Raw genomic sequence first — 10674 nt, forward strand, 5'->3', positions numbered from 1 at the left:
AAATTTCAATCAATCATCTACTGAATTAATCCCCTAGACCTTCCAATTTTAATTTATAGTAAACGACTTGATCCTTTTCCTCTTCAAAATAATCCTGATTTTTCAGCCCCAAAATCTCGTTTTCATCAGTGACAATATTGGTATAAATCAGCCCCTTTGGAAGTGAAATCTCGTTTTCTAAAAGAGTTAAATTTTGATCAAAAACTGCTAAATAGTGCTGTCTCTTTTGCAGGAGTTGGAATTGCCTTTTTACACGATCTTGATCCAAAGTCTGCATAAACTCTTCCGGCAACCCTTTTTCATAAATCACATACATATATTTTTCACCATGCAAAACTTGGTTTATTCTTCCTGAAAAATTAAACTCTACAAGATCCCAAAAATCATCTTGTTTCTCGAAAGGAACTCCAATTAGAGGAACTGCATCGTTTACCTGAAGAGAAACTTCTTTCACAAAATCTATCTCACCGGCATTTTCCTGGTAATGGTAAAAATTCATTTCTCCTCTGAGAAAAAGAAACCAATCCTTTTCCTTCCTCAACACTGCGGGAAAAGTCCATCCATAAAAATTTCCATCCTGATAAGAAGACCCTGGTGGAAAAGGCATAGTCTCACGATTTTCAAGGCTGATGGTATCCATGATTTCCAAAATGGGCGCATGATAAACCGATTCAAAAATACCTTTTAGATCTTCATCCCAATCAATCTCTTGAGAATCTCCTTTTTCAGGTCTGATAAAGGCAATCTCCCTTCCCATGTCGAAAAATGGCTGTCCAGCAATTCCATTCAGGTAAAAAGCAAAATAGGGAAAGCGGAGATTCCAGATTTTCTTGCCCCTTTGATCGAGCTTGACCAGCCCTTTCCCAAATTCAAGGATTCGGATTTGGCCATCAGTCATCCCTATCGCATTGATCATGGAAACTGAATTTGGTCCATCCCGAGGCACCTCAAATTGCTCTAAAACAACTCCATTTTTATCCAATATGACCAATTCTTGATTCCCATTTCCATAGGCTAAAAATTGTTCACTACTAGCATCATAATTAATCAACCAAAGATTGCCCAAGTAATCTATTTCCAGAGAATCAACCACTACCACTTCAAAATTCGCCCCTTCAGAGATAGTTGATTCTTTAGCATTATTGCAGGATGATAGGAGAGTTATGAGAAACCCTATGATTAGAAAGTTGGCTATTGGTTTCATAAAAAGTCCAAAATAATTCTTGAAAGATGATTGGAGTTTAAGCAATTGAAATGATAAAGTTTTTTGTCTAAAATATTCTTCAGGATCGGTTTCTGACATTTTAGTCTTCCGTCCCAAAAAGCAAGGGTAATTTGAAAGCCCCATTCTTTCCAGATAAACTTATTATATGTATCCGCTTTACTCCAAGTAGAGAAGGAAAATACGGCTTTTTATAAGCCTAAAGAATCAGAATCCGGATGCTTCGTCTGCCGTGGCAGGGTCTTCGGTCGCCAGTACTGAGCGAATTCGAAATATCCAATCGATCAAGCAAAGAAAATATGGCAAAGGTATAGTTGATAATGATCAGATTTTTTATTTCCCGATATTAAACACAAAGGCTCTGTATTTAAGCAAGGCTACGAAAATTGCTCCACCGAATGCATTCCCGACCAAAGCTGTAGATTGAAAAGAGAGATAATCCATCAGGTGGATTTGTTCCGAACTAATCATCCCTGTAAATACTTCAATATTTCCGATAATGCTGTGATGCAAACTTGCAAAAGACAATACGGAGGTGATCAAGAAAATGATTACTATCTGACTGACAGTATCTCTCACCGAAGCTAATAACCAGGATAACAATCCCATTAGCCAACCTGCAACCATAGCACTGACAAAGATCACATGGATTTCTGCCTTTAATACATGGAGGGCAATAGTTTCAATTACATGCAAATCAAATATCTCTAACCTGGGCCCTAACCAAACCAGCAGCAGTCCAATAAAATATCCCCCAACCAGGTTACCGCTGATTACCAAACCCCACAATTTTAGCATACTCAGCGGGGTTCTTTTTTTATTTAAAACTGGAAGGGTAAGCAAGGCTGTTTGCTCAGTAAATAAGATGGACTGACCCAGTACTACCAAAATAAATCCCATCGGATAGACCAAGGCGATCATTTTAAAAATGGAATCTTCAGCCATTTTACCCTCAAGAAAATAAAAAAGTGTAGCTAGAAGTAAATAGCTAAAGCCAATCTCCATTCCAGCGGTCAAAGAGCTGAGTAAAATACTACTGGAATTCTTATCGTAGGTTTTAAGGGCATCGGTAATCTGGTCACGCAATACCTCTCCGTGAGTCTTGGTCCCATCTTTTTTTTCTTCAGCAGAATTATGAATTTCCTTATCTATTTCTCTTTGACGCTCCTTTTCCTGCTGTTCAGGACTTTTCTCCTTTTTCCAGATCATAAAGAATTATTTATTCAATAAAGATAAGCTTTAAGCTAAAAGTTTAATAGCTTCTACATGCGTTGACTACGAACTTTTCAAAAGACCGATCATTGTTTAGGATTTCAAAAAAATCTCTCAGAAATCTGTCAATTTCTTTTTTCTCTCCTGTACTTAACCAATCACTATATCGATTAACTACAGAGTAGATACTTTGTTCTTTGGCAATAAATTCATTTCGAATCGTTTGGGTGATTGCCTCATCTCTACAAAATCCACGATATAATCTATCTGTCACCTTTTCAATATTGACGAGATTACTCACTTGTGCATAAGGAGGATTCACAAGACCAGTCATATCAAAATCATATGCCAAGGGCACCACTGTGCGTTCGTCCAATTGCATGACTTTTTGATTATGCTTATACAATCCTGAAAAGTCGGTGTTCCCAATCATCAATTGAAACAAATCATGCCTCAAAGCCGCTGAATCTTCCAATAAAGTCCCCAAGATCTTTTTATCATCTACAATTTTTGCATTAAAACGATCAGCCACATCATCATCATCTTCAATCAAGAAGCCTATTAGTTCCTGTTCGCCTTTTTTATCATCCTCATTTTCGAAATAGAGTCTGACCATTCGGGTGGAAAAAGTATACTCGCTAACTTCATCAAAAAGCTTGTAACATATCAATTCCTTGATCACATAGGAATCCGCATTGCTCGCCCGATTACAAGGCATGACAAGTTTTAGACTTTTATTGTTTTCAAATGGAGTTCCTTTTCGCTGCTTCTTTTTAACCTTCAAACGCATAGGTGGATAATAGCAGTTATTGAGCCTGAAATTCCCCCTAGTCCTCATTTCAACTTCCAATTCCTCCCATTCACCTGCTTCATTTTTATACCAAATCACTTGATCTACATAGGTAGAATCATTGGTGTTTTTCTTCATATCCTTGATGGAAAATTTCATCTTCAATTCCAAGGTTTCCTGATTGGTAAATAAGTCTCCCTGAGCTAAAAGTGGAACTGAAAAAAAGAAAAATAAACAAAGCTGAATGAGTGCAAATCTGAGTTTCATAAGTCATTGATTAGGTAAAAATATTCAAGATTCAGCCCATTGAGTCAGGCATTAAAAAATCCTGAAATAGTCCAATCAAGCTAATAAAAAAGGCCAGATATTCAAAGGATTAGGAATTATTCCTAGCCTCCCAAATTCTCATAAAAAGCATATGTCCCATACGACGGGCATGCTCTTTAGCATAATCAGCCACTTCCCCCTCAAAATATCGATTGATGGTTGCAAACCACAGTTCTAGCCAATGTCCAAAATGCGCCTGCTCAATTTGATGATTGACCTGAGCATCTACCTCTCTATGCACCTTTGTAGGATTAAATTTCCCCCTTCCCGGCCCTGTTTGGAGTAAGATCATTTCCCAAAAGTCACTCAAATGCACCAAGTGATGCTCCCAATCCTTAACCACATGATTGAAAACCGGTCCCAAAACTTCATGCTTTCGAACCTGATCATAAAAGCGGCGAACTAAAAAATCGACTTCCTTTCTACTTGATATCAGAGCCCTATCCATCAGTTTTCTTTGAGAATTGGCTTTAAAACTTCTAGCTGACCATCTATAGAATCAGGACTAGGTAAGCCTAATATTTCACAGATAATCGGATAAATATGAATGTTTTCAAAGGGCTCAATTACAAGTCCTTCTTTGAAAGCAGGACCATTCGCATAAAATATCCCCTGCATTTCCTGATAATCAGGACTAAATCCATGCTCTCCGAAGACTTCAGTTTTGGACATGGCAGCACGATTTTGATATCGGAACATCCCGCGATCATCTGTTAGATAATATCCCAAATCAGGTATAATCAAAAGGTCTCCCATCAAATCCTCATGCAGACTTAAATCCTGATAGTACTCACGATCGGCTATATCAATGACATGAATATGCTTACCTCTGGATTCTATCAAGGCTTTAATCTCAGCCTTTTCATCTGGATTTTTTAGGTGCATATGCAACAAAGCCCCCGAGTTTACAATTCGTGCTTCTACCCCATCCACCAAGGGTTCATAATTAATCAAATTTTCCCTAGGCACCTCCACCATTCCATGGTCAGATACCAAAATTACATTGATGGGAAGATCCAAACTTTTCAAACCTTCAAACAAAGCTCCTAACTCCCTATCCAAACGTGTGAGTGTCTGCTTCAGTGCTGCATCATTAGATGGACCAAATGCATGCCCCGTATCATCCATATCAGAAAAATAAAGCGTAATCAGCCGAGGTCTTTCATTTTCGGGAAGTTGTAGCCATTCAAAAACTTTTGAGATTCTAGTCAGGTTAGGGACCTTACCATCGTAATCATAATAATAACTAGGTCTGACTCCCTGAATAGCCGCCTCACTTCCTACAAAAAAGTAACTCGCAGCTGTCAGCCCATTTTGCTCAGCTAGAACCCAGAGCGGAGTTCCCCCATACCAATAGCCGTCAGTCACCACCTCCCGGTTGGAAATGGAGTATTGCTTATCCTTTTTGGGATCATAAAAGCTATTATCAACCAAGCCATGATGTTCAGGCTTTAAACCAGTAGCAATGGTATAATGATTGGGAAATGTCTTGCTGGGAAAAGAAGGGATCAGACCCTGCGCTGCTGTTCCATTTGCTATGAAATTACTTAGGTTTTCTGGCTTAAATCGATTAACATAATCGTATCGAAACCCATCCAGAGAAATCAAAATCACATATTGATCTTCTTTATCCTGGGAAAAAGCTTTCAAAATAGTTGAAAGACCGATGACAAAACCTAAGAGTAATAGCCTCATAAATTTATTTTTTATCAAAAATATGGTCTGAATAAGTTTTTACCTATCTATTCCTTAACTTATTTCCCAGCTAAGAAACTCCTATGAGAACCATTTATATTATACCCTTCCTATTGTTGTTTGCATGCGATTCGCCAAAAACTGACCCTGTGGACCAGGCACCGGATGAGAATGTCACGAAACTCAGTGATGAAGAACTATTAGACACAATTCAATATTACACTTTTCAATATTTCTGGGATGGGGCTGAACCTAACTCTGGAATGGCACCTGAAAGAATTCACATGGATGGCGTTTATCCCGCCAATGATTCCCATGTGATCACTACTGGAGGAACAGGCATGGGTTTAATAGGAATTCTTGGAGCAATTGAAAGAGGTTGGATCAGCAGAGTTCAGGCTGCAGGGAGATTTGAGAAAATCTTAAACTTTCTGGAAAAAGCAGACCGTTACCACGGAGTTTGGCCACATTGGTTGGATGGAAAAACCGGAAAAACTGTTCCTTTCTCTCCAAAGGATGATGGAGCCGATTTGGTAGAATCCGCTTTTTTGATGCAGGGCCTGTTGGCTGTGCGGGAATACTATAAAAATGGCAATGAATTAGAAAGAAATATTGCTGAAAGAATAGATCAACTCTGGAGGGAAATGGATTGGAGCTGGTTTACAAGAGGAGGACAGAATGTTTTATACTGGCACTGGTCTCCTAATTTTGGATGGGATATGAATTTTGCCTTGGAGGGCTACAATGAGGTATTAATCACTTACATCCTAGCAGCCTCCTCTCCTACACATAGCATCAACTCTGAGGTTTACCATCAGGGATGGGCCAGATCAGGAGATATTAAAGCTCCTTCCGCCGGAGGATACGGCTTCCCGCTTCAGCTTCGCCATAATGGAGCGGAAGAGTTGGGAGGACCGCTATTTTGGGCACATTACTCCTATTTGGGCTTACATCCTTTTGGGCTAAAAGATGCTTATGCAGATTATGGGCAGGAAAACACCAACCAAACACTGATTAATCGAGCATGGTGTATTGCAAACCCAAATAAATTTTCCGGGTATGGAGAAAATCTTTGGGGACTTACCGCTTCTTATTCTATCAACTTTTACGATGCACATCGGCCAGGAAATGACACAGGAGTCATTTCTCCGACTGCAGCTGTTTCTTCCATAGTATATACTCCGGAAGAGTCCATGAAAGTGATTAGAAATTTATATGAAAATTACGGAGACCAAGTACTTGGGCCTTATGGATTTTACGATGCCATGAGTCCTCATCATAACTTTTTCCCACAGCGCTATTTGGCCATAGATCAAGGTCCAATGGTGACCATGATAGAAAATTACCGTACTGGATTAGGTTGGAAACTATTTATGAATGCTCCTGAGATTCAGGCTGGATTGAATAAACTGGGATTTGAGTACCAGGTTCCTCAATAAAAAATATGCGTATCAACTTCTATTGCAGTAAGAGTTTGAAGGCTTAGATTTTATAAAAAACATTTTAAGAAAGCTCCTCAAGCTCCCTTAGAATGTCCTGTATATCGCCAATTATTAGATTTATATCTTCTATATAGGTAGCATGTCTATTTTTATAATCTTTCAAAAACACTTCCCCAATTAAAATTCTTTTATCAGTGTATTCTTCTAAAAGTTCTAGCTTCTTTTCCATATCCCAATTCAAATAGACGTCTGATTCTTTTATTTCCTGAATCAATTCTTTGTTTTCATACCAAATTGGCAAATAATCTTTTTGAAAATAAGAGGCCAGTTCTGAGTCTGAAAGATTAAAGAAATGTTCATTAAAATCTGATGTTTTAGCTTCATTAAGGGCAAACTCGCTCTTGAATTCTTCAAACTCTTCAGGCTCACTTAAAAGTCTCATTGGAATGGCAAATGATAAAAAAACTGAACTGGAAATCAGTAAAACCAACAATCCGATTCCTACAGCCTTCAGGTTATTTTTGGATTTTATATGATTTATTTCTCTAAACTTTAATTCCTCACCAAATAGTTTTTTTGAAGTATGGTAGACAATCAGAGCAGTTATAAATGGAATTAGAAAGTTAGGAATCTGATTGACAAAATATTTGGGAATGAAGATTATTGAGCAAAACAATAGGGTCTGAAAGATGAAAAATGATATAACAATCGTTAGTCCTTTTCTTCGTTTTTCCAAAACTTGGAGGTTCTTATAAATCACTATTCCTCCTGCTAAAGGTCCTCCTAAAAATGTGGCTAAGCAAATTCCTAAATATGAATACAGCTTGGGTATTTTTAACTCTTCGTTTTCCATTCTCTACTGAGAAAATATGAACATATTAAAAAATTAAGATTTAGCAATCATCTTGAGAATAAATCACTAAAAGCACAGAAGAATTTACGAGGAAAAGAAGACCCGTTAAACTATTCAGAAATCAATCCGCATCAAATAATCTGTCTGTATCTCATCTCCAAAAGGAAAGGGATGTGAATCAAAAATTCTCAATCCATTTTTTTCATAAAACCGGATAGCTCTGGCATTATGCTCCCAAACACCCAACCAAAGGTATTTTTTACCTTTTTCCTTGGCGAAATCGATCCCAAAATCCAATAGTTTCTTTCCTACTCCTTTCCCCAGATATTCTTCCAAAACATACAGGCGAGCTATTTCCAAACTCACTGGATCATGGATATCAGTTTGGGCAGGTACTTCATTCAGCTTGGTATAGCCTATGATGGTATCCTCTAATTTGCCAACATAAAAATGAGAGGCAGCTTCTTGAAATTCTTTGGCAATTTGGGAATACGCAAATGCTTCATCTAAGTATGCACTTACATTCTCAGGTTTATTCCCTTCTGTGAAAGCCTGTAAAAACGCCTCCCGAGCCACATTCACCAGCTTAGGCAACTCCTCCTTCTTTAGGGGAGTGATAGTGAGATCGATCTTATCGGTTGGCACGCTGAAGTTTTTTAAGTGCAACTTGAATTTGGTTGAGAGGGTATCCCCCTAAGATTCCTCGAAACTCTCCCGATGGATGTATCACTACAAAACTTCCGCAAGGATAGGGATATCGAAAAAATGTTTGGGAAAATACTCCATCCGGATCAGGTTTCCAGGTAACTACATCCTGAAATCTTTCCAAACCAGAAGGATTGGAATAAAGATAAATCGGTGGAGCTGCATTAGCTTTTTCCGCCCATTTAATTAAAGTTTTGTGCTCCTTCTCAAAGGATTTGGTCCGATCTCCCGAACCAGTGGAATTACATTCATCTTGGCCTGGATAAAAAATCACAATCAGTGATTTTTCTTGATTCAGCGCATCCAGATTTCCTGTTTTCTCAAAAAATGCTTGGGGATCCACCTTTCCAAACGGCATCCTATGAACCAATATTTTTCCTCCTTCTCCATCAGGAATACCAAAATAGGGCCCTTCCAAAATTTGATTTTCAAAATACTCTCTGCTTACATCCCTTCCCATTTCATCTTTATAGCCTGTTTGGCCAAGAAGAGCGAGTGGTGATAGAAGAAGAAATAGTAGCAAAATTGCTTTCATTCTGGAAAAATAAGGGCTTCTACTCAGTCTAAAAAGATCGAAGTAAAATTTCAAATAGCTTTTCAGATAGACTCACCAAAAGTCAAGAGGTTATTATCCGGATCGAGCAAAGCAAATTCCTTTTGACCCCAAGGCTTGAGTTGGAGCGGTCCATTGGGATGAATAGCTACTCTTTTCTCAATTAAGGTTTGATAGTATTTTTCGATACCCGTGACACGGATATAAACCTGTCCATAGTTCTCTTTAGGGTCCAAATCCTTAAACCTAAAAAAATGAATCTCAATATGATCTTTTTTTAACATGAGGTAATCCTCATAGTCTGCCTTCCCCAGCACCTCAAAACCTAATTGATCACAATAATATTTTTGAGTTAGGGTCTTGTCCCTCATGGGAAGCTTGGGGTGTATGGCTGTGAGCATAGAATTTAATTTTATTAAGTAGTGACTAAATCAACAACAAGAATTGCCTTTTTGAATCGGTGGACATTTCCCTGTTCCATAGCTGCAAAAAACGCAACAGTCACCTGGAAGAGGTTTGAGTATAGTTTTACATTGCTCACATTCATAAAAGAAAACACAGGCATCTTCAGGCATATGCTCTCTTTTTTGAAATCCACAATTTGGGCAAGTGATGGTTGAATCTAGTTGAACAAGCATGAATATAAATTACCAATAATCTAATATCTCCCATTTAGGTCTTCCAAATTATTTTTGATTTTATGTCAGGGGAAAAAAGAATTAAAGTTTATTGAAAAGAACTAACATATAATGACCTTGCTTTTCCGTCAATTTTCAATCCTTTTTGGACACAAAATGCTTTTAATTCATCCAAATCAATTACAATTCGATTGGGCAAAAAACCGGAGGACTTCAATTGTTTTTCGACCTTCAAAAAGTCTTGGTACGACTCTTCCCAAGTATCATGCATTTTTTCAGGATCATCAATCATCTCTATCAATTTGCTCCAGTCTGATTTTCTGTAATATGCTAGGTTCAAACTCATATTTCAAATCAATTTTGATATAAGTAAAGATAAGAAAACTGACTTTTTCAATTTCAACTTATTTAATATGGATTTCCGCTTTCTTACCAAGAACTACTAATTAAGACTATTTGTCAACTAGTATGATTGCGGATAATCAGATTATTTATAAAAATGCATTTATGACCAACTTATTGGTAATGATACAGTAAATAATTGAACTGAAATTTATTCTTTGTCAACCTTTCCCTTATTAATCAAATAAGTCCTTAGCTAGGTTCAGCCAAGTAATAAAAGACCTATCCTACAAGTAAGTACAAAAATTCACTAAACTTTTTTTTGAATTTTTTGAATTTGGTCTCCCAAAGCCCAATTATCCGACAGCAAACGACTGCTATCGGATACTATCGACTGCCTCCCGACTAATTTCTCAACGGCCCTACACCTTTGACTCATCAATTTGCCTCTGGCGAAAAATTATTTCACACTAAAACTATAACTATTATGAACGCACTAAGAAACAGAGTTCAACTCATCGGAAGAATGGCAGACAAAATTGAAGTAAAGACTTTGGAGTCCGGCAAGAAGCTGGGAAAAGTTCGATTGGCAACCAATGAAACCTATAGAAATCAACAGGGAGAAAAGGTCGAAGAGACTACCTGGCACAATTTAGTCATCTGGGGAAAACAGGTGGAAATCGTGGAAAAATATACTGATAAAGGTTCAGAGATCGGCATTGAGGGAAAACTCAGTAGCAGGAATTATAAAGACAAAGAAGGAGTAAAGCGATATATCACAGAGGTGGTGGTCAGTGAAGTGATGTTAATGGGTTCTAAATCCTAATTTTAGACCCGAAATATGCAGTAGACTTCTTATTACGAGTCCAAACCGCTTCAAAATCAATCGCTTTGC

General features: G+C 37.8%; 13 protein-coding genes. 2 read left to right on the forward strand and 11 right to left on the reverse strand.

Going from position 1 to position 10674, the window contains the following annotated elements; genetic code table 11:
- Positions 1–25: 25 nt before the first annotated feature.
- The 5 genes from FL972_RS03810 to FL972_RS03830 form a co-directional block, all read right to left on the reverse strand.
- Positions 26–1204: a hypothetical protein gene (locus tag FL972_RS03810; protein ID WP_144603774.1), complete on the reverse strand. Its 1179-nt coding sequence runs from the start codon at positions 1202–1204 to the stop codon at positions 26–28.
- 351 nt (positions 1205–1555) lie between these two features.
- Entirely contained in the window at positions 1556–2431 is an 876-nt protein-coding gene (locus tag FL972_RS03815; protein WP_144603775.1) for a formate/nitrite transporter family protein, read from the reverse strand.
- Positions 2432–2474: 43 nt separating this feature from the next.
- Positions 2475–3491: a hypothetical protein gene (locus tag FL972_RS03820; RefSeq protein ID WP_144603776.1), complete on the reverse strand. Its 1017-nt coding sequence runs from the start codon at positions 3489–3491 to the stop codon at positions 2475–2477.
- Between the two features lie 109 nt (positions 3492–3600).
- Entirely contained in the window at positions 3601–3999 is a 399-nt protein-coding gene (locus FL972_RS03825; protein ID WP_144603777.1) for a group III truncated hemoglobin, read from the reverse strand.
- A complete protein-coding gene (locus tag FL972_RS03830; protein WP_144603778.1) occupies positions 3999–5246 on the reverse strand; it encodes an alkaline phosphatase family protein in 1248 nt (415 codons plus the stop codon). The genes FL972_RS03825 and FL972_RS03830 overlap by 1 nt, the downstream gene beginning before the upstream one ends.
- Before the next feature lie 83 nt (positions 5247–5329).
- On the opposite strand from FL972_RS03830, the gene FL972_RS03835 reads away from it, so the two are divergent.
- Positions 5330–6685 carry a glucoamylase family protein gene (locus FL972_RS03835; RefSeq protein ID WP_144603779.1) on the forward strand — a complete coding sequence of 452 codons (1356 nt, stop codon included), beginning with the start codon at positions 5330–5332 and terminating at the stop codon, positions 6683–6685.
- A gap of 64 nt (positions 6686–6749) precedes the next feature.
- On the opposite strand, the gene FL972_RS03840 is transcribed toward FL972_RS03835, so the two are convergent.
- From FL972_RS03840 to FL972_RS03865, 6 genes are all read right to left on the reverse strand, one after another.
- On the reverse strand, positions 6750–7541 hold the full coding sequence (locus FL972_RS03840; RefSeq protein WP_144603780.1) for a hypothetical protein: 792 nt from the start codon (positions 7539–7541) through the stop codon (positions 6750–6752).
- A 114-nt stretch (positions 7542–7655) separates the two neighbouring features.
- Entirely contained in the window at positions 7656–8186 is a 531-nt protein-coding gene (locus FL972_RS03845; RefSeq protein ID WP_186299987.1) for a GNAT family N-acetyltransferase, read from the reverse strand.
- Positions 8173–8781 carry a hypothetical protein gene (locus FL972_RS03850; RefSeq protein WP_144603782.1) on the reverse strand — a complete coding sequence of 203 codons (609 nt, stop codon included), beginning with the start codon at positions 8779–8781 and terminating at the stop codon, positions 8173–8175. Before FL972_RS03850 ends, FL972_RS03845 begins: the two co-directional genes overlap by 14 nt.
- A gap of 62 nt (positions 8782–8843) precedes the next feature.
- Positions 8844–9200, reverse strand: a complete 357-nt coding sequence (locus FL972_RS03855; RefSeq protein ID WP_144603783.1) for a bleomycin resistance protein — start codon at positions 9198–9200, stop codon at positions 8844–8846.
- A gap of 30 nt (positions 9201–9230) precedes the next feature.
- Entirely contained in the window at positions 9231–9437 is a 207-nt protein-coding gene (locus tag FL972_RS19555; protein ID WP_144603784.1) for a GDCCVxC domain-containing (seleno)protein, read from the reverse strand.
- 88 nt (positions 9438–9525) lie between these two features.
- Positions 9526–9783, reverse strand: a complete 258-nt coding sequence (locus FL972_RS03865; RefSeq protein ID WP_144603785.1) for a hypothetical protein — start codon at positions 9781–9783, stop codon at positions 9526–9528.
- A gap of 483 nt (positions 9784–10266) precedes the next feature.
- Between FL972_RS03865 and FL972_RS03870 the strand changes: the two genes are divergently transcribed.
- Complete coding sequence (locus FL972_RS03870; RefSeq protein WP_144603786.1) at positions 10267–10605, forward strand: single-stranded DNA-binding protein; 339 nt, start codon at positions 10267–10269, stop codon at positions 10603–10605.
- Positions 10606–10674 lie beyond the last annotated feature (69 nt).

Source organism: Algoriphagus algorifonticola (assembly GCF_007655305.1).
Classification (GTDB): domain Bacteria; phylum Bacteroidota; class Bacteroidia; order Cytophagales; family Cyclobacteriaceae; genus Algoriphagus; species Algoriphagus algorifonticola.

What these genes read in the sequence shown, in the direction of transcription:
- FL972_RS03810 (WP_144603774.1), bottom strand. Translation starts at nt 1,204, where the DNA reads ATGAAACCAATAGCCAACTTTCTAATCATAGGGTTTCTCATAACTCTC.
- FL972_RS03815 (WP_144603775.1), bottom strand. Translation starts at nt 2,431, where the DNA reads ATGATCTGGAAAAAGGAGAAAAGTCCTGAACAGCAGGAAAAGGAGCGT.
- FL972_RS03820 (WP_144603776.1), bottom strand. Translation starts at nt 3,491, where the DNA reads ATGAAACTCAGATTTGCACTCATTCAGCTTTGTTTATTTTTCTTTTTT.
- FL972_RS03825 (WP_144603777.1), bottom strand. Translation starts at nt 3,999, where the DNA reads ATGGATAGGGCTCTGATATCAAGTAGAAAGGAAGTCGATTTTTTAGTT.
- FL972_RS03830 (WP_144603778.1), bottom strand. Translation starts at nt 5,246, where the DNA reads ATGAGGCTATTACTCTTAGGTTTTGTCATCGGTCTTTCAACTATTTTG.
- FL972_RS03835 (WP_144603779.1), top strand. Translation starts at nt 5,330, where the DNA reads ATGAGAACCATTTATATTATACCCTTCCTATTGTTGTTTGCATGCGAT.
- FL972_RS03840 (WP_144603780.1), bottom strand. Translation starts at nt 7,541, where the DNA reads ATGGAAAACGAAGAGTTAAAAATACCCAAGCTGTATTCATATTTAGGA.
- FL972_RS03850 (WP_144603782.1), bottom strand. Translation starts at nt 8,781, where the DNA reads ATGAAAGCAATTTTGCTACTATTTCTTCTTCTATCACCACTCGCTCTT.
- FL972_RS03855 (WP_144603783.1), bottom strand. Translation starts at nt 9,200, where the DNA reads ATGCTCACAGCCATACACCCCAAGCTTCCCATGAGGGACAAGACCCTA.
- FL972_RS19555 (WP_144603784.1), bottom strand. Translation starts at nt 9,437, where the DNA reads ATGCTTGTTCAACTAGATTCAACCATCACTTGCCCAAATTGTGGATTT.
- FL972_RS03865 (WP_144603785.1), bottom strand. Translation starts at nt 9,783, where the DNA reads ATGAGTTTGAACCTAGCATATTACAGAAAATCAGACTGGAGCAAATTG.
- FL972_RS03870 (WP_144603786.1), top strand. Translation starts at nt 10,267, where the DNA reads ATGAACGCACTAAGAAACAGAGTTCAACTCATCGGAAGAATGGCAGAC.